27 protein-coding genes and 2 pseudogenes are annotated in these 23,543 nt (G+C 73.6%); 19 read left to right on the top strand and 10 right to left on the bottom strand.

Annotated features, from left to right (window positions below; translation table 11 throughout):
• Window positions 1-353: 353 nt before the first annotated feature.
• Window positions 354-829 (top strand): annotated as a pseudogene (argS, locus tag TK50_RS32705) (arginine--tRNA ligase domain-containing protein); the annotation flags it as partial.
• Between the two features lie 478 nt (window positions 830-1,307).
• On the opposite strand, the gene TK50_RS02795 reads toward argS, so the two are convergent.
• From TK50_RS02795 to TK50_RS32690, 4 genes and pseudogenes are all read right to left on the bottom strand, one after another.
• Window positions 1,308-1,757, bottom strand: a complete 450-nt coding sequence (locus TK50_RS02795) for a SitI3 family protein (RefSeq protein ID WP_043961265.1) — start codon at window positions 1,755-1,757, stop codon at window positions 1,308-1,310.
• A gap of 15 nt (window positions 1,758-1,772) precedes the next feature.
• Window positions 1,773-2,172: pseudogene (locus TK50_RS02790) on the bottom strand (CdiA C-terminal domain-containing protein).
• A gap of 194 nt (window positions 2,173-2,366) precedes the next feature.
• Window positions 2,367-2,894 carry a DUF6244 family protein gene (locus TK50_RS02785; RefSeq protein WP_043963713.1) on the bottom strand — a complete coding sequence of 176 codons (528 nt, stop codon included), beginning with the start codon at window positions 2,892-2,894 and terminating at the stop codon, window positions 2,367-2,369.
• 1,267 nt (window positions 2,895-4,161) lie between these two features.
• Window positions 4,162-4,446, bottom strand: coding sequence for a helix-turn-helix domain-containing protein (locus tag TK50_RS32690; RefSeq protein ID WP_082106132.1), 285 nt, complete (start codon window positions 4,444-4,446; stop codon window positions 4,162-4,164).
• Between the two features lie 167 nt (window positions 4,447-4,613).
• Between TK50_RS32690 and TK50_RS02780 the strand changes: the two genes are divergently transcribed.
• Window positions 4,614-5,006 (top strand): helix-turn-helix domain-containing protein, encoded by a 393-nt coding sequence (locus tag TK50_RS02780; RefSeq protein ID WP_158499147.1) that lies wholly within the window; start codon window positions 4,614-4,616, stop codon window positions 5,004-5,006.
• A gap of 69 nt (window positions 5,007-5,075) precedes the next feature.
• Here TK50_RS02780 and TK50_RS02775 read toward each other — a convergent pair whose 3' ends face one another.
• Window positions 5,076-5,756: a substrate-binding domain-containing protein gene (locus tag TK50_RS02775; protein WP_052503580.1), complete on the bottom strand. Its 681-nt coding sequence runs from the start codon at window positions 5,754-5,756 to the stop codon at window positions 5,076-5,078.
• Between TK50_RS02775 and TK50_RS33400 the strand changes: the two genes are divergently transcribed.
• Together TK50_RS33400 and TK50_RS02770 are read left to right on the top strand one after the other, a co-directional pair.
• Window positions 5,739-5,972, top strand: a complete 234-nt coding sequence (locus TK50_RS33400; protein WP_144420139.1) for a hypothetical protein — start codon at window positions 5,739-5,741, stop codon at window positions 5,970-5,972. The two genes, TK50_RS02775 and TK50_RS33400, sit on opposite strands and share 18 nt — an antisense overlap.
• A gap of 245 nt (window positions 5,973-6,217) precedes the next feature.
• Window positions 6,218-7,750 carry a serine/threonine protein kinase gene (locus TK50_RS02770; protein WP_043961263.1) on the top strand — a complete coding sequence of 511 codons (1,533 nt, stop codon included), beginning with the start codon at window positions 6,218-6,220 and terminating at the stop codon, window positions 7,748-7,750.
• An 18-nt stretch (window positions 7,751-7,768) separates the two neighbouring features.
• Here TK50_RS02770 and TK50_RS02765 read toward each other — a convergent pair whose 3' ends face one another.
• Window positions 7,769-8,305 (bottom strand): hypothetical protein, encoded by a 537-nt coding sequence (locus tag TK50_RS02765; protein ID WP_043961262.1) that lies wholly within the window; start codon window positions 8,303-8,305, stop codon window positions 7,769-7,771.
• Window positions 8,306-8,475: 170 nt separating this feature from the next.
• On the opposite strand from TK50_RS02765, the gene TK50_RS02760 reads away from it, so the two are divergent.
• From TK50_RS02760 to TK50_RS02750, 3 genes are all read left to right on the top strand, one after another.
• The gene (locus tag TK50_RS02760; protein WP_043961261.1) at window positions 8,476-8,733 is read left to right on the top strand and encodes a DUF6289 family protein; all 258 of its coding nucleotides are present in this window, start codon (window positions 8,476-8,478) and stop codon (window positions 8,731-8,733) included.
• Between the two features lie 335 nt (window positions 8,734-9,068).
• Window positions 9,069-9,560 (top strand): hypothetical protein, encoded by a 492-nt coding sequence (locus tag TK50_RS02755; protein ID WP_043961260.1) that lies wholly within the window; start codon window positions 9,069-9,071, stop codon window positions 9,558-9,560.
• Between the two features lie 242 nt (window positions 9,561-9,802).
• Complete coding sequence (locus TK50_RS02750; RefSeq protein ID WP_043961259.1) at window positions 9,803-10,426, top strand: phosphatase PAP2 family protein; 624 nt, start codon at window positions 9,803-9,805, stop codon at window positions 10,424-10,426.
• Between the two features lie 31 nt (window positions 10,427-10,457).
• On the opposite strand, the gene TK50_RS02745 is transcribed toward TK50_RS02750, so the two are convergent.
• Window positions 10,458-11,246 carry a prepilin peptidase gene (locus tag TK50_RS02745; RefSeq protein ID WP_144420138.1) on the bottom strand — a complete coding sequence of 263 codons (789 nt, stop codon included), beginning with the start codon at window positions 11,244-11,246 and terminating at the stop codon, window positions 10,458-10,460.
• Between the two features lie 600 nt (window positions 11,247-11,846).
• Between TK50_RS02745 and TK50_RS02740 the strand changes: the two genes are divergently transcribed.
• The 12 genes from TK50_RS02740 to TK50_RS02685 all read left to right on the top strand — a co-directional run bounded on the left by TK50_RS02740 (window position 11,847) and on the right by TK50_RS02685 (window position 21,261).
• Window positions 11,847-12,386: a hypothetical protein gene (locus TK50_RS02740; protein WP_241773906.1), complete on the top strand. Its 540-nt coding sequence runs from the start codon at window positions 11,847-11,849 to the stop codon at window positions 12,384-12,386.
• On the top strand, window positions 12,380-13,378 hold the full coding sequence (locus TK50_RS02735) for a hypothetical protein (protein WP_422119909.1): 999 nt from the start codon (window positions 12,380-12,382) through the stop codon (window positions 13,376-13,378). The genes TK50_RS02740 and TK50_RS02735 overlap by 7 nt, the downstream gene beginning before the upstream one ends.
• Window positions 13,375-14,034 (top strand): SAF domain-containing protein, encoded by a 660-nt coding sequence (locus tag TK50_RS02730; RefSeq protein WP_043961257.1) that lies wholly within the window; start codon window positions 13,375-13,377, stop codon window positions 14,032-14,034. Before TK50_RS02735 ends, TK50_RS02730 begins: the two co-directional genes overlap by 4 nt.
• A gap of 2 nt (window positions 14,035-14,036) precedes the next feature.
• Window positions 14,037-14,837, top strand: a complete 801-nt coding sequence (locus tag TK50_RS02725; protein WP_043961256.1) for a CpaE/TadZ family protein — start codon at window positions 14,037-14,039, stop codon at window positions 14,835-14,837.
• Window positions 14,827-16,413 (top strand): TadA family conjugal transfer-associated ATPase, encoded by a 1,587-nt coding sequence (locus tag TK50_RS02720; protein ID WP_043961255.1) that lies wholly within the window; start codon window positions 14,827-14,829, stop codon window positions 16,411-16,413. Before TK50_RS02725 ends, TK50_RS02720 begins: the two co-directional genes overlap by 11 nt.
• On the top strand, window positions 16,362-17,315 hold the full coding sequence (locus TK50_RS02715) for a type II secretion system F family protein (protein WP_043961254.1): 954 nt from the start codon (window positions 16,362-16,364) through the stop codon (window positions 17,313-17,315). Before TK50_RS02720 ends, TK50_RS02715 begins: the two co-directional genes overlap by 52 nt.
• A complete protein-coding gene (locus tag TK50_RS02710; protein WP_043963708.1) occupies window positions 17,315-18,178 on the top strand; it encodes a type II secretion system F family protein in 864 nt (287 codons plus the stop codon). The genes TK50_RS02715 and TK50_RS02710 overlap by 1 nt, the downstream gene beginning before the upstream one ends.
• A gap of 28 nt (window positions 18,179-18,206) precedes the next feature.
• On the top strand, window positions 18,207-18,416 hold the full coding sequence (locus TK50_RS02705) for a hypothetical protein (RefSeq protein WP_043961253.1): 210 nt from the start codon (window positions 18,207-18,209) through the stop codon (window positions 18,414-18,416).
• A gap of 182 nt (window positions 18,417-18,598) precedes the next feature.
• On the top strand, window positions 18,599-19,051 hold the full coding sequence (locus tag TK50_RS02700; RefSeq protein ID WP_043963706.1) for a TadE family protein: 453 nt from the start codon (window positions 18,599-18,601) through the stop codon (window positions 19,049-19,051).
• On the top strand, window positions 19,048-19,527 hold the full coding sequence (locus tag TK50_RS02695) for a TadE/TadG family type IV pilus assembly protein (RefSeq protein WP_043963704.1): 480 nt from the start codon (window positions 19,048-19,050) through the stop codon (window positions 19,525-19,527). The genes TK50_RS02700 and TK50_RS02695 overlap by 4 nt, the downstream gene beginning before the upstream one ends.
• A 140-nt stretch (window positions 19,528-19,667) precedes the next feature.
• Entirely contained in the window at window positions 19,668-20,039 is a 372-nt protein-coding gene (locus TK50_RS02690) for a hypothetical protein (RefSeq protein ID WP_229405841.1), read from the top strand.
• Window positions 20,040-20,055: 16 nt separating this feature from the next.
• Window positions 20,056-21,261 (top strand): LysM peptidoglycan-binding domain-containing protein, encoded by a 1,206-nt coding sequence (locus TK50_RS02685; RefSeq protein WP_043961252.1) that lies wholly within the window; start codon window positions 20,056-20,058, stop codon window positions 21,259-21,261.
• A 271-nt stretch (window positions 21,262-21,532) separates the two neighbouring features.
• Here TK50_RS02685 and TK50_RS02680 read toward each other — a convergent pair whose 3' ends face one another.
• The 3 genes from TK50_RS02680 to bluB form a co-directional block, all read right to left on the bottom strand.
• Window positions 21,533-22,384: a Rieske (2Fe-2S) protein gene (locus tag TK50_RS02680; protein ID WP_043961251.1), complete on the bottom strand. Its 852-nt coding sequence runs from the start codon at window positions 22,382-22,384 to the stop codon at window positions 21,533-21,535.
• A 93-nt stretch (window positions 22,385-22,477) separates the two neighbouring features.
• Window positions 22,478-22,819, bottom strand: coding sequence for a hypothetical protein (locus TK50_RS02675; RefSeq protein ID WP_043961250.1), 342 nt, complete (start codon window positions 22,817-22,819; stop codon window positions 22,478-22,480).
• 73 nt (window positions 22,820-22,892) lie between these two features.
• Window positions 22,893-23,537, bottom strand: a complete 645-nt coding sequence (gene bluB / locus TK50_RS02670) for a 5,6-dimethylbenzimidazole synthase (protein ID WP_043961249.1) — start codon at window positions 23,535-23,537, stop codon at window positions 22,893-22,895.
• Window positions 23,538-23,543 lie beyond the last annotated feature (6 nt).

The raw sequence follows: 23,543 nt of genomic DNA, 5'->3' as shown, positions 1-23,543 counted from the left end.
GCCGCGGCTCGGTACGGCCGGCCGGGGTCACATGCTCCTCGTCCCGGCAGTTCGCGTCAGCGGCATCGCCGACGTGTCGCCCGAGGAGGCGGCCCCATGCTGGCCGCTCTCCCGAGACATCCCGCGTTTCCACTGGCACATCGTTCCGCGGTACCTGGGCGACGACTTCAACAGCGCCAAGTCCTCCGAGGTGCCCCCGAGCAAGCTTGCAGCTCACGGCGAAGCTTGGCAGCACCTTGTCAGACGAGGCGGCGACGAGCTGGCCCTACGGTTGTGGCGGCTGCTGGCCGCCGAGTCGGAGAAGCACTTCCTGACCGTCTACGACCAGCTCGGCCGACCTGCCCGAGGCGGCCATCGCCGACGTCGCCCGCGCGGTCGGCATCGGCGCCATCAAGTACGCCGACCTGTCCACCGACCGGATCCAAGGACTACGTCTTCGACTGGCAGCGGATGCTCTCCCTCGACGGCAACACCGCCCCGTACCTCCAGTACGCCCATGCCCGGATCCGGTCCATCTTCCGCCGCGCCGGGATCGGGCAGCCCACCGTGGCACCGATCTCGATCACGCACCCGGCCGAGCACGCCCTCGCCCTCGAACTGGTCAACTTCGGCGCCGTCGTCGCCGACGTCGAGCAGAGCCTGGAGTTCCACCGGCTCGCCGGATACCTGCACACCCTCGCGGCCACCTTCAGCGGCTTCTACGAGCACTGCCCGGTCCTGCGCGGCCAGCGAAGTACGCGATAGCCGGCTGGCCCTGTGTGAACTCACCGCCCGAGTCCTGCACCAAGGTCTGCACCTGCTGGGCATCACCACCCCGGACCGCATGTAACCGATCCTCGGCCTCACCACGTGTGCTCGCCGGACGGCAGGTCTACTACCGAGCTAACTCCGCACTGAATCGTGCTTTCTGCGGGACCGAGTCCCAAATGGCGGCGCGAGGCGGCCGAAGTTGGTGCCGAGGATCTCGTCGCTGAGCCGGAAGACCTCAGGTGCCCATGGTCCGACCCGGCCACCACCTGGGAGCCGGGCGGTGGCAAGGGTCGTGGTCAGCAGCCAACCTCGTGGGGACGGGCTGATGACGAGGCTTCCGTCTGCGTCGTTGCTTGCGGCGGTGACCAGTCGGTCGCCATCCCAGCGAACCCACGCCTTCCGAGGGGCTCTCTCGTCTGCAGACGTGGCCGCACCGAAGATCGTGCAGGTGCTGCCGATGGAAAACAGCATCCGCACGTGCCCATCCTGCCCGCCATCCGCTCCGGTCGGTATCGGCAGCGCTACCCGCCCTTCTGGCTCGCGCTGCGGTATCGCAGCTACAGGAAGATGTCGTTGATGCCGTAGTTGTCCCACCAGGCGTGACGGTGTCTTCGCAGGATGCCGGCGATGCGGGTGAGGAGCAGCCAGTTGCCGTTCAATACCAGTGCGGCGTCCTCCGGCCGGCCGGCGAGCACGCGGGCCACGGCCCTCACCATGTCGGGCACCGACCTACCGGACGGGTCGTCCTTTGGCATGTGGAAAACGAGGTTCACATGCCGGTCGGGTTCCCACTCCCACTGGGTGCCGTCGTCGTCTTCGGCGTCGAAGTAGCCGTCGCTGCCGCCGTAGATGCTGACCGTGTACCCAGACGTGTCCTGAAGGTCCGCGCCGAGCAGCCGTGGATAGCCGGGCAGGGCCGACTCCTCGAATCCTTCCGGCGAGACGAGTTCGGCCACCCGTTCCAGTGGGATGTCTCCCGCCAGCGTCAATCGGTACTCGATAGCCACGTGCCGCCCGCCTTCTCAGTCTCGCCGTACGAGTTGAATGATCTCACCGCCGCGGGTCACCGCAGCGAGCTCTTTTGAGCTGGTGGATCGGCCAGTCGTCGAACTGCTTCTGGAGAGCGGCGAGGTCACCGCGCCAGTCCCGCAGGTTCAGCACCACCCGTTGGGTCTGCTGGCTAGCCACCTTCCCCGACACCTCCGTCCAGATGCCCCGCACGGCCTTCGCCGGATTCGGTGCGTAGCAGTCGAAGACGTGGCCTTCGATCAGATAGTCGGGGTCCTTGTCCGGCTTCCCGACGTCGCCGGTGTTCAGCCGCGCCTCGGCGATCTCCCGCTTAGTCGGGTTCTGGTGGACCCGGTAGCCCCGCTCCGCGACCGTGTCGGCGCACGCGTTCTCCAACTCCAGCGACCGCCGCACGCTCTCGTCCTCCTGCGGCGGGATCCGCGTTCGTGGTCCGGTTGGTGATCCGCCGGGGACGCCGGTGGGTTGCCTGGCCCACGGGGTGGGGCCACGCCCAGCGGAGGTGTCACCGTCGAGGCTGGTAGCTGGACCAGCCGGGGCGCTGGTGGCGGACGGGGGCGGGCTGGTCGGTGCGGGACCGCCAGCCCCGGTCAGTTTCCCGAGGAGCCGAGTTGTCGCGCCTCGGCGATCGCCGCCTCGACGTGCTGACGTGCGATGCCGGTGCGCTGGACCACCAGGACCAGGACCTGCTTGATGCCGTCCAGGGCCTGGAGCAGTGGGCCGGGCTGTCCACCCTGGAGGATCATCGCAACGAGTTGCTGTGCCTCACCGACCTGGGTGATGATGCCGGTCGTGGCGTCGCGGGCGCTGTCCACGGCGGCCAGCACGGGAGTCAGCCCGGCGATCGTCTCCTGCGGGGTGGCTTCGTGCGGGACGGCCGCAGTCGCCTTCGTCGCCTCCCCGATCGAACCGGAAAGGCTGCCCAGACCGCCCTGGATTTCCGTGATGGTGCTGCCGACCCGGGTCATGCCCGCCGCTACCGCGACGAAGCCGGCACCCGCGGCCCGCAGCGCCACTTCCTGCGCCTGGTTTCGGGCAGCGGCCATCAGACCCTGCGCACGCTCGACGCCCGTCATCAGCGCACGCAACTCACCGGTGATCTTCTCGATATGCGACACGAGGCCGACTTTCCGATCGAAGACAGAGACCACTGAAGCTACCGGGGCGTCCTCACGGCCACCAGAACCCCATCGGGGCCGACGGGTGCTCCACAGGTGCTCGTATGTCCCCGACACGGACGGATTCACGGCGCGAATCCTGGACGTCGACCTCGACCCACCCTCGCCCGGCTGCAGTAGGCGACACCGGGGGCGACAGTCTCCCCCGGTGTCGTCAGCAAGCGTTGGGCTCACCTTCGACGTCGGCTGCACTGCCAGCAGTCGCCTACGCCGCCTAGCCGGTCCGGGCCCTTAGTCGAGGAGACCACTGGCGCGGCGGGAGAGTGCGGCGAGCCGGTCGTCGGCCCGCTCTCGGCGGGCTCTCACCCGGTCCTTACCCTCTGCCGCAACGCCCGCCGGCACTCGCCGGGTCTGGCGCAGCGCCCTGGGTAGTGCAGTCGAATGTGGACAAGGCGGCGTCGCGGACGTCGATTGCCTGGCGGCGCATGATGACAGGTCACCGCCACGACGCGATCCTTCGATCGTGGGCAATGTCACACGGCGTTGCATGGTGCAAATTGCAACTAGCGACAAGCGCGCCGCTGCATTTCGTCAAACGTGTCCGTTACAAGGAATATGAGACGTTTTGTGGGGGTGGGAAGCAGGATTCGACCCGAATGTCAACGTACAAACCGTGTGGCAAGACGGTGAGGGAATAGTCACGGCGACCGGCGACCCCCGGGGCGATGCCCGCGTTTCCGTCGCAACGTCCGTCACTCCCGCCCCTGCTGAGCGTTGAGTCGAACGCGGAGGGGAGTACGTAAACCTTCTTCGGGGCACCGGTGTCCGAAGAAACTGAAAGGCCTGAAGGCCCCAACGAGACAAGCCCCGCCCGTCCCGGGAGGCAGCCAGCACCCCGAGACGGCACGGTCCGAGCAGTGGAGGCGCTGGCCACCGCGTTCGAGCTTGCAGCAGTAGTGCTGGAGGCCCGGGGAAACGGTGGCCCTGCTGACGCAGCCAGGGCCACCGCCCATCTGCTACGCCTGATCGCCGCACTCGCAAAGTTCAACGATCAGAGGTAGCCGCTCCCGGTGCGGGGCCGGCGCATGCCGGCCCCGCACCATTCTCAGCATCCAACGAGGACGCTTCAATAACGACGCGGCACTCTCACAAATATGCACTGACGTGCGAAAACATATGACTGTGAACCAGATGGCCGCCCGTCGATCGGGCATAGCGTGCAGTCACCTCCGGGCCACACCTGCCGGAGGCGGCACTGTGTCATGGGTCAGGACGGCGGTCGCGCGCGATGTGCACCCGGACCGCGCACCGGACCGGCGCCGCCGGCACGGCGTGGATCACCTCGCCCCCTTTCAGAGCCGGCGACGGTGTGGGCCTCGATGTAGGCATGAAGACTTCGGAGCGGGATGCGGATGCTGCCGTTCGGCCCGTCGCCCTTGATCGCTTCCAGTGCGCCGGCCCCGATGTAACGCCCGACGCTCCATCGGGAGACCCGGAGGACGTCCGCGACCTCCTGGACGGTCAGGAAGCGGTCTGTGTCCAACTCGGTCATCGAAGACCACCTTGCATCGAATCGCAGCGCATCCGCGCGCTACAAGATGCTAGTCGACGCACGAATCCGATGCAAAGCAATGCGGGACGAACACGGCGGCAGTTCGTGACCTGTGCCCTCGCCGCCGGGACTATGTCCGGATCATGCAGTCGTGCTACAACATGCACGTGACTCAGGGGCCCGAAAGGGGCGTGGCGTACGACTTCTGGTGGCGCGTGCGCCACGAGCAGGGCGCACGCGGCTGGACGGACGAGGAGCTACGCGCCCGAACCGGCATCGCCCGCACGACGGTCGACCGCCTCCGGGGTGGGAGGCGGCCACCCACCGCCCGCGTCGTCAATGCCCTCGCGGACGCCCTCGACATCGACCTTACCGAGGCGCACCGGCTCGCCGGTCGCACGCCGGTCCCGCCGGCCGCCCCCACCGACGGGGAGGGCACGCCCCGGGTGAGCGCCCGCGAGGCGATCCTGCGGGACCCGGCCTACACCGACCAGCAGCGCAGGACGATGCTGGATCTGCTCGACATCTTCGAGCAGGCCAATCGCAGCCGCCGGACCTGAGCACGGCCGGACCTGAGCACGGCCGGGCGGGCGTCGGCCCGTCGGTCGCCTGGTGGGCGGGTGGTCGGCTCACGCCTCAGGCGCCGGGCCGGTCGATTGGCGCAGCACGACGTGGTTGAGGCCGGGCGGGTGTACCAGGCTTTCCGGCTCCTCGCCTCTCAGGAGGGCGAGGAGCCGCAGCATCGCCTCACGGCCCTGCCATTCCCGGTCGACCCGGACGGTCGACAGCGCGGGCCGCATGTACCGGCCGATCTCCTCGTCGTCCCAGCCGACGACGCTGATCTGGCCGGGCACGTCGATGTGCAGGCTCTGTAGCCCCTGGATGACCCCGAACGCGACCCGGTCGTTGGCGGCCAGCACGGCGGTGGCTCCGCACCCGGCTATCACCGTGGTGGCCGCCTCCCAGCCGGAGCGTACGGTCCAGTCGCCGTCGACGACCGCGCAGGAAGTGAGGCCGAGTTCCGCGACGGTCGCCTCGTAGACCGTGCGGCGGTTGCGGGCGGAGGCCCACAGGTCGGAGCCGGCCACGTGCACGAAGCGGCGGTGTCCGTCGGCGGCGAGTCGGCGCACGATCTCGGCCATCGGCGCGGCGTCCGCCAGCAGGCCCTGGGCCCGCATGTTGTCGTCGTACTCGCCCTCGACCAGCACCGGCACGGGAAAGGACGTGAGGTCGAGGCCCGCCATGCAGGTGGCGAGCGGGGCGAAGGCCAGGATGCCGTCGATGTTGTCGGGATGCAGCAGCGTGTGCATCCGGTCGGCCCTGGCGGAAGCGTCGCCTTCGGGCCCCACGACGTCCAGCAGGTAGCCGGACTCGTGGGCCGCGTCGGCGGCACCGTTCAGCAGCCGAGTGGGCTGTCGCTGTCCGCCGGCAACCACACCCTGCGGGCCGTGGTGGTCGGGAAGAACGCGGGTTCCACCGGTTACAGCATGGTCTTCGACCGGTTCGACCTAATCAGGGTCGGCTAGGGCGCTGCCCCGGCACCGGATACGGGTAGCGGACGGCGGGTCGACCCGGTTCTCCGGTCGACCCGCCGTCCGTTCCGGGGCCGGGGCGCGCCCACGCAGCGGCGTCGCGGCCCGCCCGGGCGTGGACGGCATCGACGCCGCTGCGTGGGCGAACGATAGGCTGCGGGCGGCGTTCGAGCGGCCTGAGGAGAACGGGTGGTTGGCAACATGGTTCGCGCAGTGGTCGCGGCCTGCGGGCATCCGGCGTGAACGACGGGCTGCGTCCCGGCGACCCGGCCCGACTCGGTGGGTACGAGCTCCTCGGCCGGCTCGGCGACGGTGGCATGGGCAGCGTCTTCCTCGCCCGGTCGCCGCAGGGGCGACGGGTGGCGGTCAAGGTCGTCCGGCCGGAGCTCGCGCACGACGACGTGTTCCGGGCCCGGTTCCGCAGCGAGGTGAACCGGGCCCGCCAGGTCCCGCCGTTCTGCACCGCCGAGGTCCTGGACGCCGACCCGGACCACGACCCGCCGTACCTGGTGGTGGAGTACGTCGAGGGTCCCAGCCTGGCCCAGCTGCTCCGGGAACACGGGCCGCTGGGCGCGGCGCAACTGCACAGCATCGCGGTCGGGGTGGCCACCGCGCTCACCGCGATCCACGGCGCCGGGGTGATCCACCGGGACCTGAAGCCGGCGAACGTCCTGGTCGCGCCGGGCGGGATCCGGGTCATCGACTTCGGCATCGCCCGCGCGTTCGAGGCGACCAGCCAGCACACCCGGACCAACCAGCTGGTCGGGACGGTGTCGTACATGGCTCCGGAGCGGCTGGACACCTCGTCCGGCAAGCCGGCCGGCCCGGCCGCCGACATCTTCGCCTGGGGCGCCCTGGTCGCCCATGCCGCGACCGGTCGCAACCCGTTCGGCGGTGACTCCGCCACCTCCATCGCGATGCGGATCCTCACCCAGCCCCCGGACCTGGCGGGCCTCGGCGGGCCGCTGCGGGAGCTGGTCTCCCGGGCGCTGGAGAAGGACCCCGCCGCCCGGCCCACCGCCCGGGAACTGCTCGACGGGCTGCTGACGGCAGCGGACCAGGGGTCGCTGTCGTCGGGGTCGGGCACGGCCGGGCGCACGGGCTCGAAACGGCGTGGTTGGCTCACCGGGCTGGGCGTGACCGCCGCGGTGATCGCGGTGCTGGTGCCCGCCGCCCTGTTCGGCCCGCGGCTGCTGGGCCCGTCCGACCCGGACCCCACCGGGTCGAACACGGTCGGCGGGCCGGCGACGACCGGGCCGGCGTCCACCACGCCGACACCCGCATCGGGTACGCCGACCGGGTCGCCGTCGTCCGCCGGGGCCGACCGCACCCGGGCCATGCTCGCCGGCCAGCGGCGCATCCTGCTGCACGTCGTGGAGATCGACCGTGACCTCTCGCTGCCGTACGACGGCAAGGTCCACGTCGGCGACGGCACCGGCAAGGACGCCGTCTTCGTGCTCGAACCGGTCGGCGTCGACTACATGATCAGATCGCTGAACCCGGAGATCGCGCACCAGCCGTGCCTCGGCGTCAAGATCGATTCCGCGGGGTACGCGTCGCTGGTGGGCACCGACTGCCAGCCGACCGACGCCACCCTGTTCGGGATCACCCGCGAGGGCAAGGACGACAAGGGGCGCACCTCCTACTCCATCATCAGCGAGAAGTACGGGGTGGTGCAGTGGAGCCCCAGCCAGAAGAAGATCTACGTGGAGGTCCTCGGCGACGCCCCGGTCGGCACGACGTTCAGCCTGGTCGACCGAGGCGCGGCCTGACCAGGGGACGTGGCGGGCTCAGCTCGCGCTCGTGGGGCCGAAGAGGGGATCCGCCGGGCCGGCGGTGACCGGCTCGGCGTGGTGCTCCGGCGGCGGGAGCTGCCTCGCCGGCTGGCGGGAGTACAGGCGTACGCCCGCCTCCCCGCGCCGTGCGGCAACGGTGAGGGTGGCCATCCGCACCGGCTCCGGCGGTGCGGTGAAGCCCCGGGAACCCCACCGCACCCAGATCGGCACCCGCCCGGCGGCGGCCTCGGCGAGCAGCTTCTCGACCGTACGACGCCGGTCGGTGTGGTCGACCTCGATCACCACCGGCGGCGCGGCCGGCCGGGCGCAGGCGACGTCCACGACCGACTGTTGCCCGGACATCGGGGGCGGCAGCGGCACGACGCTGGCCGCCCGCCGGTAGACCCGCCACCCCTGTGCCGCACCCCAGTCGGCGATCGTGTCGACGAGCAGCTCGGTGACCCGCTCGGTGGTGAGGTCGACGAAGGTGAGGGCGGCGAGCCGGTCGGACAGGTCCCCGGCCAGGCGCGCTCCGTCGTCTGGGTCGCTCATCGGGCCCGGCCCACCGCTGCACCGTCGTGGTCCGCGGCGGCGGGTCGCCCGGTCACGGCTCGTCCGTCATCGGCATCCCCGCACGATAGCCACCGCCGCCACACCTACGCCATTGATCGACAGACGACTATCATCAGCGCATCCAGCCCGCTCGATCGAGAGGTGCCTCAGTGAAGAAGCTCGTGCGGAACGCCGTGGTGGCCACCCTGCTGACGGTCGCCGGCACCACGGCGGTCGTGGCCAGCCCGGCCCACGCCCTCCCCTACCCGGGGGCCAACGAGAGCATCACCATCATCTACTACTCGGACGCGAGCAGGACCGTGCAGGTCGGCATGGTCGTCTACGGCAACTGTCTCGACGACTTCCAGTACGGCATCCGCACCGCCTACTCGACCATCAACCGCGTCACCTGCCCCGGGGACCTGTAGGGGCTCGGGTGGGGCCCGACGACGAGCCGGGCCCCACCCGACGGCAGCCCTCCGGCCCGGCCGGGCGGCTCAGCGGCGGACGCCCACCCCGCCGAAGCCGTGCGACACCCCCGCTCGCGGCTCGCCGTCCGGACGCCAGCACGGCGTCCTCCACGGGAGCGGTCGGCGCCCGCCACCCGGGCAGCCCGCCGCGAGCGCGCCCTGAATGTCCAGCTCCCCGCGTGGCTGCCCACAGGCCCATCGTGTCGTTGATCCGGTTGTGTCCGTCGACCACCCGGGCGACGGTGGGCTGCGGGTGCCGGCCAGGCCGGCGCCGCGAGGTCGAGGAGGTCGCCATGACCCGCCAGCGGGAAACCGTCGAGGTCGATCCGGTCCTGTTCCGCGCCGTGTACGACTCACCGGCCTCGCTGCCCGGCCGACACCGCTGGGTCACCCCCGAGCACGACGTACGCCGGATCGAGAAGCTGCTCGGCATGCCGGCGCGCAGCATCGGCGCGCCGCTGTGGGTCAGCGGCGACGAGCCGGACTGCCCGAAGTGCGGCCGGCGGATGACCTGGCTGGACATCGTCTCGTCGGCCCTGCACGGGGTGCACGACCCCGCGATGATCGCCCGGGTGATCCTCGGCGACCGCCGGTACGTCAACACCGAGGTCCCGGACGCGATCCCCGGCGTGCACTGCGTCGACTGCCGGACCCCGATCGACGGGCTGCGCAGCTTCAAGTGCCACAACTGGGCGTACGCCTTCGAGGCGCTGGAGGACGTCGTCGAGCGGATGTCCGGCGTGGTGCAGCACCCCGTCCCCGGCCCGGCCGCACCCCCGGCGTAAGCCGCCTCGCCCGGGTGCAAGAAGGGGACCCTTCTCTACCGTATGCGTCGACAAGGGGCCCCTCCTTACCTCCGGATGCCGCGTGACGGCCTCGGCCGCGCCGCGCAGGTTGCGCCGCGCCATCAGGTTCGTGAAGAGGTTCGTCGTCGACCAGGGCGGCCTACTCGTCTGGGCCGGTGACGCCGGTCAGTTTCCTGGCCTGGGGTCGGGTGAACAGCAGATGAACTTTGGTAGGGTGAATCATGATCAACGCTGGTTTGTCATCGATTCCACCCTTCAGCGATGGTCTGTACCACGACGTCGTCAGCTTCGCCGACGGCACGCCCGAGCCGGTCCAGTGGTTCGCCGCGCACTTCACCGAGTGGTCGATCGTCCTGCTCGGCCTGCTCCTCGTGGCCGCCGCCCTGCCCAAGCTGGGTGCCGGGCCGCGCAACCTGGCCCTCGCCGTGGCCGCGCCGGCCACCGTGGTCCTCGCGTACGGCGGCAGCGAGCTGCTCAAGACCGTCGTGGACCAGGACCGCCCCTGCCGCGTACCGACCGACCTGTTGATCATCGCCGAGCGGTGCCCGCCCGTGGGGGACTGGTCCTTCCCGAGCAACCACTCCACGATCGCCGGGGCGCTGGCGACGGCGATCGTCCTACTCTCCCCCCGGCTCGCCTGGTACGCGGTCCCGCTGGCCGTGCTCGCCGCGTTCTCCCGCGTCTTCGTCGGGGTGCACTACCCGCACGACGTGCTCGCCGGCCTGCTGCTCGGCGCGCTGGTCACCGGCGTCGGCGCCCCGCTGCTGGCGCGGCCGGCGGCCGAGCTGCTGCGCCGGCTGGCCCGCCCGGTGAAGGGAGGGCCCGCGCGTAGCGCGGGCGCGTAGCGGGAGGCGGGTAGCGCGGGAGGCGGCTCGGTCAGCGGGCCAGCAGCAGGGCGGCGACCGCGCCGAGGGCGAGGAACGGGCCGAACGGCAGGTGGCTGGACCAGCGGACCCGGCGGGCCAGCAGCAGCGCCAGGCTGGTCAGCGCGGACAGCGTGAACGTCACCAGCAGGCCGAGGACGAGGACGGGCCAGCCGTACCAGCCGAGCAGCGCGCCCACCCCGAGCGCCAGCTTGGCGTCGCCGAGGCCGAAGCCGCGCCGCCCGAGCAGCAGGGTGGTGGCGGCGAAGGCCAGCGCCAGCCCGGCCCCGGCGAGCGCGGCGCGCAGCCAGGGGGCGATCCCCGCCGAGGTCGCGGCGGCCACGCCGTAGAGGGCCAGGACTCCGGCGGCGGCCGGCCAGGTGAGCCGGTCGGGCAGCCGGTGCACGGCCACGTCGATCAGCACCAGGGGCACCGCGCAGCAGAGCCACCAGGCGAGGGCCGCCCGTTCGGCCGGCGCGGCGGGCACCGCCACGAGCACCGCCAGCGCCGCGAGGGCGGCCAGCTCGACCGCGCCGGCCGGTGCGCCGACCCGGGCCCGGCAGCCGCCGCACCGCGCCGCCGGGCTTAGCGCGGGCCAGGGCCGGTCGAGGCCGAGCGGCGTGCCGCAGCGCGGGCAGGCGACCCGGTCCGGCTCCCCCGGCGGTACGGCGTACCGGGCGACCGCGAGGCGGAGCAGCGGCGTGCCGGCCAGCAGGGCCGTCAGGCGTACGCGAGAAGGCCGGCCCGGCGCGGGCGACGCGAGGGGCGGGTCGGGCGGTCGCCGGAGCCGCTCCCCGGTCACGGCCGGCTCCCGGACGTGGACACCCCGGGGCGGGGCGACACGGTGAGTAGTTCTCGGTTGGCCGACGTGTAGCGGATGGTGCGGAATCCGACGGCCGCGCATCCCACCGGGCCGCCGTTCGGGTGGGATGCCCGCCCGGCGGTGATCCCCCGCCGGGCGGGGGGCAATTCGGGCCTACCCGCCTGGAGCGGGCCAGCATTCGAGCCGAACGGACCAACCGCCGTCGACGCTCCGACACTGTGACGGGGGTCACCGTACAGCAGCGGAGCGCGACACGGGGCATCGACGCCCGCCATCCGTGATCACCGCCATCCATCACCCAGCGTATTCGAACAGATTGCCTCTGTTGCATCGCCAGGCGTCAGCTTATGCTCGCCCCTTGAGTACGACGCAACCCCAGCATGAGGCGTCGGAGGCCACAGAAGACATCGGTGCACGGCTCTTAGAAGATCAGCACAGGTAAATGCGGCGGTGAACCGAGGGGCCCGGATGAGTTGATCCGGCCGCGCTGCCGCACGCCCGGAGACGGTCGGTGCACCGCCCGCCCCGGGTCGCCAGCGAGGAGGCACGGCGTTGCGAACACGGCGCCCCGGCCGATGGATGATCTTACTGGTCACGGCCCTGACCGCCACGCCGGTGGCTGCGTGCGGCGCGAAGCCGGAAGCCGCCGCGCGGCCCCAGGCGACGGCAGGGCCGAGCGCCACCGCGACCCATTCCCCGGCCGAGGAACGGGCGGCCCGGGAGGCGGCGCTCGCCGCCTATTCCGGATATCTCGCGGCATCACGGGCGGCGAGCCGGCGCAGCGATCCGCGCCACCCGGAACTGGCGAAATTCCTGGCCGACCCGTTGTTGACCAGGGTCCGACTGGCAATTCGCGAAGCTAAGGAGCACGGTGCCGTGCGTACCGGGACATTCGTTTCCGACCCCACCGTCACGTCGGTGAGCCTGGACTCCGTCCCCGCCACCGTCGAGATCCAGGACTGCCTGGACACCACCGGCTACCGGCTGGTCGACGCCAAGACCAAACGGGTGGTACCCGGCTCGGGCGGCGGTCGGCACCTGGCCACCGCGACGGCCACCCGGTACCACGGCCGTTGGCTGATCAACTACGGCGCCGGTCACGAGGACCAGCCGTGCTGACCCGGTGGGGTCGCCGCGCGGCTGGTGCCGCCGCTCGCCCGACGCGACCGCCCGCCGCCCACCCGGGGCTGCCCTCCGCACCCCGCCCCGGGCGGCTGCTGGCCGCGATCGGCCTGGTCCTCGCGCTCGCCGTAGCGGCGGCACCGCCGACCGCCACCGTCGCGGCGGCCCGCGAGGGCGGCATCGAGTGCCCCATCGGCCAGAACGACTGCGACGTCTGGGACGACGACCCGGGCACCCCGGGCAACCCGGGCGGCGGGGACCCCGGCGACGGCGACGGTTCGAGCGGCGGCAGCGGCACGTGCCAGTGGAAGGGCAGGGTCCTCCCCTGCTACGACGAGGATCTCGGCTGGTTCAACAACGGCAACGGCTGCTACTACAGGCTGTCGGATCCACAGCGGGAGGACACCCCCGAGGGCATGCAGTGGTACACGGCGACCTGCAACGGCGGCGACCTCGGCAGCGTGCACGAGGAGTTGCTGGACGCGCCGCCGCCCGGCTACGGCACCCCGCCCGACCCGGAGGAGTTGGCCCGCCGGGCGCTCGCCTCGATCTCGCTGCTGCCGCCCCGGGCGACCGTCGCGCCCCGCAAGCGCATCGGCTCCGGGCTGGTCGGCCTCCCGGTGTGGATGTGGGCGAGCCCCGGCAAGGCCTACTTCGGCCCGCTGGAGGCCTCGGCCTCCGACCGGGGCCTGACGGTGAGTATCGAGGCGAAGGTCGACGACATCGTGTGGGACATGGGCAACGACGACGAGGTCACCTGCCACGGCCCCGGCACCCCGTACGACCCGCAGGGCCCGGGTGCCGGCGGCCGCTCCCCGGACTGCGGCTACGCCGGCTACGCGAAGGCCGACACGTACGAGGTCTTCGCCACGACCCACTGGACCGTCCGCTGGACGGCCTCCAACGGCGTGCGGGGCGAGATCCCGCAGACCCGCCAAAGCGGCATCATCCAGGTCCAGATCGACGAACTTCAGGTGGTGACGCGGTGAGTCTCGCTACGCGCAACGGGACCGGGCAGCCGGTGGACGCTCCCGTCGCCCCGCCCCGGGTCGTCCGGCAGCGGCGGGTCCGGCCCGGCCTGCTCGGCCTCGCCGTGCTGCTGATCGCCCTCGGCGGCCTCGGCGCGGCGTTCGCGGTCACCTCCGTGCGGGCCACCGGCAGCTACCTGGCGGTCGCCCGCGCCGTCGAGGTGGGCCGCACGCTGGGCGCGGACGACCTGGTCACCGTGCAGGTGGCCGGCGGCCAGGGGCTGCGGCCGGTGCCGGCCGCCCAGCTCGACGACGTGGTCGGCATGCGGGCGGCCGTCGCCCTCACCCCGGGCACCCTGCTGACCCTCGGCCAGCTCACCGACGACCCGCTGCTCGGCCCCGGCCAGCAGCAGCTCGCGCTCGACCTCGCCCCGGGCCGGGTGCCGGCGAAGCGGCTGCACCCCGGCGACCGGGTGCTGCTGGTCAGCACCCCGGACCGCAGCTCCGGCGGGCAGTCCGCCTCCAGCACCCGGTTCGAGGCGACCGTCATCGACACGGCCACCCCGAGCACCAGCAGCGTGGTGGTCTACGTCGCGCTCACCGCCCGGGACGTGCCCGCCGTGGTGGCGCTCGCCGCCCAGAGCCGGATCGCGGTCGTGCTGACCCGGGCGGCCTGAGCATGGCGATCATCGCGCTGGTCTCGGCCAAGGGCTCGCCGGGCGTCACCGCGTCCGCGCTCGCCTGCGCCCTGACCTGGCACCGGCGGCTGATCCTCGCCGAGTGCGACCCGGCCGGCGGCTCGATCCTCGCCGGCTACCTCGGCGGTGCGCTGGACGGGCCCCGGGGCATCGGCGAGCTGGCCGTCGGTGAGCTGCGCGACGGCAGCCTGGAGACGGCGTTCTGGTCGCAACTGGTCGACCTGGACGCCCCGCGCCGGGAGCGGCTGCTGCTGCCCGGCGTCGTCGACCCGGCCCAGGCCGGCAGCGTCGCCCCGCTCTGGCAGCGGTTCACCGACTTCTTCCTCGACCTGGAGCGCGGCGACCCCCCGTACGACGTGCTTGTCGACTGCGGCCGGCTCCAGGTCGCCGGCCCGCCGTGGCCGATCCTGCGCGCCGCCGCCGTGGTCCTCCTGGTCACCCGGGCGCGGCTGCCCGACCTCTCCGCCACCCAGGCCATGGTCCGGGCGATCGAGCGGGATTTCACCGAGCACCGGGTGCCGCCGGGCACGCTGCGGCTGCTGCCGGTCGGCGACGGCCACGGTCGGGGCGAGATCAGCAAGGCGCTGCGGCTGCCGGTGATCGCGCGGCTGCCGGACGACCCGCGTACCGCGGAGGTGTTGACCCTCGGCGGGACCCTGCGGGCCGGACGGCCGCTGATGCGCGCGGCCGGCGCCCTGGAGGTACCGGTCCGGGCGCTGCTGGACCGCCGCCGGGCGCGGCTGGCCTGGCCCGTCACCCAGGGGGTGCCGGGTGCGGTTTGAGCCGGTGTCGCACGACCCCCGGGTGGCGCGGCAGCCCGCCGCGACCTCCATCGCCCCGCCGCTCGCCCCCGCGTCGGGCGGCCCCCACCCGCCACCCGCGCCGACCGGCGGCGGCCACCCGCAGCCCGCGCCGCCGGCGGGGGCCGCGCCGGCCCCGCCCGTCGCGCCGGCACCGCCCCGACCCCGGGTCGACTTCGCCGTGGTACGCGAGCTGCGCCGCGAGCTCAGCGAGCGGCTCACCCTGTGGCAGCGCGGTCGGGAGTTCGACGCCGACGCCGAGGACGTCGAGCGGGCCCGGCTCGCCGTCGCGGTGGTCGCCGAGTACGCGGACGCGGTCCGCCGTGCCGGCACCCCGATGGCCGCCGGGGAGGAGCGGCTGCTGCTCGACCAGGTGACCGCCGAGCTGGTCGGCCTGGGGCGGCTGCAGACGCTGCTGGTCGACGGCACCATCGAGGAGGTGCACATCCTCGGCTGCGACCAGGTGCGCATCACCCGGCACGGCGGCGGGGTCGACTGGGCCGACCCGATCGCCGACAGCGACGACGAGTTGGTGGAGATCCTCCAGGCGGCGGCCCGCCGGGCCGGGGCGACCGAGCGGTCGCTGTCCACCTCGAAGCCGACCCTCGACCTGCAGTTGCCCGACGGCAGCCGGCTCGCCGCGGTCTTCCTGGTCAGCCACCGCCCGTACGCGGTGATCCGCAAGCACAACACCCTCGAGGTGAGCCTCGACGACATCGCCGGCGGCCGGGGCGACCTGGACGAGATGATCGACCCGCTGCTGCGCGACTTCCTCCGGGCGTCCATGCGGGCCGGGCTGAACATCATGGTCGCCGGCCTGGCCGGGGCCGGCAAGACCACCGTCATCCGGGCGCTGATGGACGAGATCCCGGCCGACGAGCCGTACGTGCTGCTGGAGGAGAGCCGGGAGCTGCTGCCCACCCGCCGGGGGCACAAGCACCGGGCGGTGATGAGCTTCGAGGCCCGCGAGGGGCACGGCGAGCGCGGGCTGGACGGCCGTCCGGCCGGCGAGGTGAGCATCGCCGACCTGATCCCCGTCTCGCTGCGGATGGGCGTGCTGCGGATCATCGTCGGCGAGGTGCGGTCCCGGGAGATCGTGCCGATGCTCCAGGCCATGACCACCAGCCGGGGGTCGATGTGCACCATCCACGCCCGGTCGCCGGGCGGGGTGGGCGAGCGGATCGTCGAGCTGGCGCTCTCCCACGGCCGGGAGATGACCGTCGACCAGGCCCGCCGGATGGCCGGCAACGCCCTCGACCTGATCGTCTACGTCACCGTCGAGGACGAGACCGCGATCGGCGGGCGCAAGCACCGGTTCGTCTCCCACGTGGAGGAGGTCATCGGCGTCGGCGAGGGCAGCCGGATCACCACCACCACGGTCTTCGGTCCGGGCCCCGACGGCCGGGCGGTCCCCCGGCACCTGCCGGAACGCGTCCGCGACCAGCTGCTGCGGGTGGGCTACGACGCCCGGCTGCTGGGCCGGTGGATCGACGCCGGCACGGGGGCGTGGCGGCGGCCCCGGCACACCCGGCTCGGGGCGCGGACGGTGGCCCGGTGACCGCCGACATCGAGCTGATCGCGGTGGTCTCCGGCGCGGCGTGCGTGGCCGGCCTGGTGCTCGCCGTCGTCGCGCTGGTCGGCACCACCCGGCCAGCCGGGCCGGCCCCCGGCGCGGGACCCGGCGGCGGGCTGAGCCGGCTCTGGCTTGGCTCCGGCACGCCCCGGCAGCGGCGCAACCACCAACTCCTGCTCGGCGGGGCGGTGCTGGCCGGCGCCCTGGCGTTCCTGCTCACCGGGCTGCCGGTGGTCGGCCTGCTGGTCGCCGTGGCGGTGCCCGGCGCGCCGTGGCTGTTCGCCGTCGGCCGGGCCGAGCAGCGGGCCATCGCCCGGATCGAGGCCGTCGGCGAGTGGACCCGCCGGCTCAAGGACGTCTCGTCGACCGGTCAGGGCCTCCAGCAGGCCATCCTCGGCACGCTGGCCACCGCCCCCGAGGAGATCGAAGAAGAGGTACGGCTGCTCGCCGCCCGCCTCCAGGCCGGCTGGCTGGCGAAGTCGGCGCTGCTCGCGTTCGCCGACGAGATCGGTGACCCGGTGTGCGACCAGGTCGTGGCGGCGCTGATCCTGCACCTGTCCGACCGGGGCGAGCGGCTGGGCGACGTGCTCGGCTCGATCGCGGGTGCCGCCGCCGCCGAGGTCGCCACCCGACGGGAGATCGAGGCCAAGCGCACCCAGCCGCGTTTCGCGGTGCGCTTCCTCACCGGGATGACCCTGCTGACCATCGCGTACGGGCTGGTCAACACCGACTACGTCCGCCCGTACGGTACGCCGGTCGGGCAGCTCGTGATGCTCGTGCTCGGCGCGGCGTTCGTCGGGCTGCTGGCCTGGGTGCGGTCGATGAGCCAGCCGCCCCGGCCGGCGCGTTTCCTGCCCGCCCCCGATCCGGCGGAGGCGATCGGATGATCCTGAACTGGCACCTCACCCTGGCCGTCGTCGGCGGGGCGGCGGTGGGCCTCGGGCTGTTCCTGGTGGTCCGGGAGGCCCTGCCGGCCGCCCCGGCGCTCGGCCCCGCCCTGCGCCGGCTGCACCAGCCGCCGGGCACCGGCCGGGCCACCACGGGGCGCGGGCCCGACTGGATCGGTGGCTTCGCCCGCTGGCTGCGCCCGCCGCACCGGCAGCTCGCCCTGCTCGACCGCACCCCCGAGCAGTACGCCTTGTCCCTGCTGCTCTCCGCCCTGGTGGGGCTGGCCACCCCGACCTTCCTCGGCGCGGTTCTCTTCCTCGGCGGCGTGTCCGTGCCGCTGGCCGTGCCGCTGCTGGGCAGCCTCGGCATGGCGTTCGTCGCCGCCCTGATCGCGCACCGCAGCGTGCTGACCCGCGCGGACGCCGCCCGGGACGAGTTCCGCCAGGCGGTCTGCACCTACCTGGACCTGGTGGCGTTGCAGCTCTCGGCCGCACACGGCCCCGTGCAGGCCCTGGAGCGGGCCGCGACGGTCTGCGACGGCTGGGTGTTCGACCGGATCCGGGAGTCGCTGCGGATCGCCCAGATGCAGATGCACTCGCCGTGGGACGAGCTGCGCGAGCTGGCCGACCGGATCGGCATCCCGGAGCTGGGCGACGTCGGGGCGATCATGCGCTCGTCGGGCAGCGAGGGCGCGCAGGTGCACGACACGCTGCGCAGCCGGGCCGACTCCCTGCGCGACCAGATCCGCACCGACAACCTGGCCCGCGCCGAGGCGATCACCAGCCGGCTGGACATTCCGGGCTCCCTGCTGGTCTTCGTGCTGCTCGGCTTCGCCGTCTATCCGTTCCTCGCCCGGTTGTGAAACCCCTCCCCCTCCGAAGGAGCATCTCATGCACCTCATCACCTACCTGCACGTCGCGCTGACGACACGGCTGGCCGAGCTGCGCCGCGACGGCGAGCGGGGCGACAGCCCCGTCCCGACTGCGGTGATCATCTTCGGGCTGGTCTTCGTGGCGATGGCGGTAACCGCGCTCGCCCTGGCCAGGGCCAACGACTGGATGAGCAACATCCCGACCCACCAGGACCCGACGGCACCGTAATGACCCACCGCCCCACCCGCGTGGACCGGAGCCGGTCGGCACCCGCCGACCGGCCCGCCGGCCTGCGCCGCCACGGGTCGCCCCGGCCAGGGGCCGGTCTCGGCCGGCGGGCCCCGTGGCGGCTCGGCGACGGCGTACGGCTCGGCCGGCGGGCCCGGCGGCAGCTCACCAGCGGCGTACGGCTGGGCCGGGCGGCCCGGCGGCCGCTCACCACCGGCGTACGGCTGGGCCGGGCGGCGCGGCGGCGGCGCACCGGGGGCGGGGCGGACCGGGGGGCCAACCCGGTGGAGCTGGCGGTGGTGATGCCGGCGATCCTCGTGCTGCTCTTCGCCTCGATCCAGGTCGCCGCCTGGTTCGTCGCCCGCGCCACCGCACTGAACGCCGCGCAGAGCGCGGTCAACGCCCAACGCCTGTACGAGGCCCCCGCCGGGGCCGGCGAGGCGCGGGCGGTCGACTTCCTCACCGCCGCCGGGGACTGGCTGGTCGGCTGGGACCAGCCGGGGCCCGCCTGTGTCACCACCCTCGCCGAGGTCACCTGCACCGTCAGCGGGGACTCGTTGTCGGTCATCCCCGGCGTCAGCTTCCCGGTGCGCCAGACCGCGCACGGCACGGTCGAACGGTGGACGACCGGATGAGCCGCCGCCGTCGCCCCGCAGCCGAGCGCGGCTCGGTCGCCATCGAGGTGGCCGTCCTCGCCCCCGCGTTCATCGGGCTGATGGTGCTGGCCGGCGTCGCCGGGCGTACCGCGATCGCGCAGGAGGCGGTCCAGTCGGCGGCGCACGACGCCGCCCGCGCCGCGTCCATCTCCCGGGACGCCGAGACCGCGCGCGATCGGGCCCTGGCCGCCGCGCAGAGCCAACTCGACTGGCAGCGGGCCAACTGCGCCGGCCAGCCCACGCTCACCCTGCGCGGCTCGGTGGGCGGCTCGCCGGTCAGCTTCGCCGAGGCGTTCGACAGCGGCCCCGGCACGACGGCCGCCGTGACGGTGCAGGTCACCTGCACGGTCACCTTCACCGACATCGACCTGGCGCTGCTGCCCGACATGGCGGGCAGCCGGACGATCTCGGCCAGCTTCACCTCCCCGCTGGACCGCTACCGGAGCCGGTCGTGACCGCCCGCGCACCCGGCGGAGCTGTGCACACCGCCCCCGCCGACGGTCCAAACGAGCGCCGGGCCACCACCCCCGCCGCCGGCCCGGGGCGCCGGTGGCGCGGCGACGAGGGCCGGGTCAGCCTGTTCCTGGCGGCGGCGATGATCGGCGTCCTCGCGATCATCGGCCTGGCCTTCGACGGCGCCGGGCAGCTCCGCTCCCGGCAACTGGCCGACAACCTGGCCGCCGAGGCGGCGCGCACCGGCGGCCAGTCCATCGACCGGGCGAAGGCCATCCAGGGCGGCCGCAAGGAGATCGACGAGACGGCGGCCAGGGCGGCGGTGACGAGTTACCTCGCCGCCGCCGGTGCCACCGACCACAGCGTCGAGTTCCCCGTCGTCGACGGGGAGAAGCTCATCCGCGTCCAGGTCACCGTCACCTACGACCGCTACCTGCTCGGCTTCTTCGGTTTCGGTGACGCCGTCACCGTCTCCGGCGAGGCAACCGCACGCGCCCTCACCGAGGGCTCCTAGGAAGGGAAGGCACGCCATGGCCGCACCGGGTCGCTCCGCCGCACGGCGGGTCGGGCAGGTACTCACCGGGTTCGGCGCGCTGGTCGTGCTGATCGCCGTGCTGGTCGGGGGGCCGGTGGCGTTGATCGCGTTCGCCGGGAACCCGCTGCCCGACCACCTGCCCAGCCTCGCCGAGGTCGGTGCCACGCTGACCAGCCGGGACGACGGTCAGCTCTTCCTGCGGGCGCTGGCCCTGGTCGGCTGGTTCGGCTGGGCCACGTTCGCCTTCTCCGTGCTCGTGGAGCTGGGCGCGCAGACGCTGCGCCGACCGGCACCCCGGCTGCCCGGGATGAGCCGGCAGCAGCGCGCCGCCGCGGCGCTGGTCGGCTCGGTGGCCCTGATCATCGCGGCGAGCCCGGCCGCCGCCAGCGCGGCCACCGTGCTGTCCGGCCCGTATCCCGCCGCCGCACCCGCCGCCGTCGCCGGGGCACCGGCGGCCCGCCCGGTCGCCGCGCTGCCGGTGGTCGACGCCCCGGCAACGACGCCGACGGCCGCCACGGCGGCCGACCTCCGGCAGGAGGCGGAACCGACGGTGTACCGGGTCGCCAAGGGCGACTACCTGGGCGAGGTCGCCGAGCGCTACCTCGACGACTTCGACCGCTACCGGGACGTGGCGAAGCTGAACCGGCTGGGCGACCCGGACCGCATCCGCCCCGGGCAGCTGATCACGCTGCCCGACGGCGTCCACGACACCGGGGCCCGCAGGCACGCGACCGGGAAGCTGGTGGTCCGGCCCACGACGCCCGCCCCCGGCGGTGCGGTCACCCCCCGGCCGCCGTCGGCACCCGCCACCCCGCCCGCCGCCGACGCGCCGGCCGCACCGGGTGCGGCCCAGCCCTCGCCCACGCCGCCCTCGCCCACCTCGCCACGGGCCACCCGTCCCGCCCCCGGCCCCTCCGCCGCCCAGCCGCCGGCCGGCTCGTCGGCGGGAGGCTCGTCGCACGGCACCCAGCAGGTCGCCCAGCCGCCCTCCGGGCCGCAGCCCGCGATGGCCGCCGGAGCGTCCCGGGCGAGCGCGGGCGACCAGATGAACCGGCCGCTCGCCGTCTCGGCGGTGCTCGCCGTCGCCAGCATCGTCGGGGCGCAGATCGGGGCCGTCCTCGGGCTACGCCGCCGGCCGGCGGTCGCCAGGGCCACCAGCAGCGCACGGGCCCTCGTCACCGGCCGGCACCGCCGGGACTGACCCCCGAGCCGAGGCACGGCACCGAGCCGGGCCAGGCCAGGCCAAGCCAAGCCGGGCCAGGCCAAGCCGGGCGGGCCGGGCGGGCCGGGGGGCGCATGATCGACTCCATGTCGCCGACATGGGGGCATCCGGTGCCAGGGAAACCGCCATGTCGCCGACATGGCGGCGGGCCGGCGGGCCGGCGGGCCAGCCCGTCCGGCCGGGCCACGCCGCCGGCCCGGTCCGGCGGTCCCCGCCGGGCCCGGCCAGGCCCGGCCTGCGGGGCCCGGCCTCAGGGCAGCCTCGCCTCCAGGACCCCGTCGACCACCCGGGTCGGCAGGATCTGCTGGTCGTTCCCGGACGGCCCGTGCATGACCTCGCCTCCGTTGAGCCGGAACGCGCTCCCGTGCCACGGGCAGACGACGCAGGCGTGTCCGTCGATCTCGGTGACCTCGCCCTCGCCGAGCGGGCCGCTCTGGTGCGGGCAGCGCTCCAGCATCACCGTGACCTCGTCGCCGTGCCGGTAGAGGATCACCGAGACGTCGTCCACCTCGCGGGTGACCAGCTTCCGCTGGGGCAGGTTGGCCATGTCCGCCAGCGGGTGCCAGCCCTCGCCGATCCGGTGCAGCTCGGAGATGCTCTGGTTGACCTGCGCCCCCTGCTTGTACGCGAGGTGCCCGCCGAGGTACGCCCCCGCGCTCGCCGCGCCCAGCCCGAGGTAGGCCAGCGCCCGCCCCGTCCCGTGCCGCCCGCGCAGCCGGGCCGCCAGCGAACCCGCGTACAGGGTCAGGCCGACGGCGTTGGCGGCGGCGTGCACCAGCCCGACGCGGCGCTGCTCCCGGGAGAGGGCCGCCCAGTCGTTCAGGCCGGCGATCGCCGCCGGGACGGCGCTGACGGTACCCAGCCCCACCAGGGCGGTGGCCGCCCGGCGCTGGCCGGGCATCAGGTCGAGTACGGCCGCGCTGATCCAGGAGCCGACCGGCACCTGCACCAGCGCCGGGTGCAGCGGATGGCCGATGAAGACGCCGTGCAGCAGGTCGCGGACCCGCTGCGGGCGCAGGGTGGCCTGGACACCGCGCTGCAGCCGGTCGCCGGCCCGGTCCAGGGCCGAAGCCTGTTCGAGTTTCGTCAAGAGTGCCCGCATTCCGTCCGACTTCCCGGCAGAAGCGGTCGCAAACCGGGCAGCCGTGCCGGGTGTCCGGCGTACGCGACCCACGCGTACGCCGGACGGGGCCGGCTACAGCCAGGGGCCGCTGCGGCAGGTGAACTGGGTGGTGCCGCTGTACTGGGTCGTGCTGCCGTCGAAGTAGCTGTAGCTGGCCCGCACCGGGTGGCCGAGGCTGCTGGCCGGGCAGTTGGCGAAGAGGGTCGACCCGGCGGTCGTGAAGGTGCCGACGCTGCCGGAGTACCAGGTGATGCTCCAGGTCGTCGTGCCGACGCTGCTGGCGTCGCAGTAGAACTGCGACGCGCCGGACTCGCAGAAGGGTGCCGGGGCGGCGGCGAGGGCCGGGGTGGCGCCGGCGGCGAGGCCCAGGGCTGCGAGGGCGGACACGGCCAGGACCTTGACGGTGGTACGCATGGAACTCCTCCCAACGTAGCTAAGTGATGACTCAGTGCTACGTCAGCCTAGCCGTCGCATAGACGTACCTGAATTAGCTGTTTGGTCGGTCGGTCACCCGTTGCGGCCAGCGGTCGTGGTGCACCGCCTCGGCGAGGGGCCGGCGTCGCCGCCACCCGTGCCGCTCCAGGTCGGGCACGGCCTCCAGGTGCGTGACCGGCCCGACGCAGAGCCAGGCCACCGGCCGGACGCCGGCCGGCACGCCCAGCAGTTCGGCGAGGAACGACTCCCGGTAAAAGGAGACCCACCCGACGCCGAGCCCCTCGGCGGTGGCGGCGAGCCAGAGGTTCTGGATGGCCAGGCAGACCGAGTAGAGACCGGCGTCGGCGATGGCGTGCCGCCCGAGCACGGCCGGGCCACCGCGCTCCGGGTCGTACGTGACGACGACCGACAGTGTCGACTCCAACACCCCGTCGATCTTGATGCGCGCGAACCGCTCGGCCGCCGCGTCGTCCAGGGTGGCGGCGAACGTGGCCCGCTCGGCCTGCACGTGCCGGTGGAACCGGCGGCGGACGGCGGCGTCCCGGACCAGGACGAAGTCCCACGGCTGCGAGTAGCCGACGCTGGGCGCGGCGTGCGCGGCGTCGAGGATCCGGTGCAGGGTGTCGGCCGGCACCGGCTCCCCGGTGAACTGGGCCCGGACGTCCCGGCGGCGGTGGATGGCGTCGTAGAGTTCCACAGGCAG

The organism is Micromonospora haikouensis, assembly GCF_000876225.1.
In the GTDB taxonomy this organism is placed as follows: Bacteria; Actinomycetota; Actinomycetes; order Mycobacteriales; family Micromonosporaceae; genus Micromonospora; species Micromonospora haikouensis.
Note: the sequence above shows the minus strand (reverse complement) of the source record. Positions and strands in the feature narration are given on the sequence as shown.

Coding starts and splice junctions, on each gene's coding strand:
- TK50_RS32690 (WP_082106132.1), bottom strand. CDS start 4,446: ATGACCGAGTTGGACACAGACCGCTTCCTGACCGTCCAGGAGGTCGCG.
- TK50_RS33400 (WP_144420139.1), top strand. CDS start 5,739: ATGCAGCAGCGTGTGCATCCGGTCGGCCCTGGCGGAAGCGTCGCCTTC.
- TK50_RS02775 (WP_052503580.1), bottom strand. CDS start 5,756: ATGCACACGCTGCTGCATCCCGACAACATCGACGGCATCCTGGCCTTC.
- TK50_RS02765 (WP_043961262.1), bottom strand. CDS start 8,305: ATGAGCGACCCAGACGACGGAGCGCGCCTGGCCGGGGACCTGTCCGAC.
- TK50_RS02755 (WP_043961260.1), top strand. CDS start 9,069: ATGACCCGCCAGCGGGAAACCGTCGAGGTCGATCCGGTCCTGTTCCGC.
- TK50_RS02750 (WP_043961259.1), top strand. CDS start 9,803: ATGATCAACGCTGGTTTGTCATCGATTCCACCCTTCAGCGATGGTCTG.
- TK50_RS02740 (WP_241773906.1), top strand. CDS start 11,847: ATGATCTTACTGGTCACGGCCCTGACCGCCACGCCGGTGGCTGCGTGC.
- TK50_RS02725 (WP_043961256.1), top strand. CDS start 14,037: ATGGCGATCATCGCGCTGGTCTCGGCCAAGGGCTCGCCGGGCGTCACC.
- TK50_RS02705 (WP_043961253.1), top strand. CDS start 18,207: ATGCACCTCATCACCTACCTGCACGTCGCGCTGACGACACGGCTGGCC.
- TK50_RS02695 (WP_043963704.1), top strand. CDS start 19,048: ATGAGCCGCCGCCGTCGCCCCGCAGCCGAGCGCGGCTCGGTCGCCATC.
- TK50_RS02690 (WP_229405841.1), top strand. CDS start 19,668: ATGATCGGCGTCCTCGCGATCATCGGCCTGGCCTTCGACGGCGCCGGG.
- TK50_RS02685 (WP_043961252.1), top strand. CDS start 20,056: ATGGCCGCACCGGGTCGCTCCGCCGCACGGCGGGTCGGGCAGGTACTC.
- TK50_RS02680 (WP_043961251.1), bottom strand. CDS start 22,384: ATGCGGGCACTCTTGACGAAACTCGAACAGGCTTCGGCCCTGGACCGG.
- TK50_RS02675 (WP_043961250.1), bottom strand. CDS start 22,819: ATGCGTACCACCGTCAAGGTCCTGGCCGTGTCCGCCCTCGCAGCCCTG.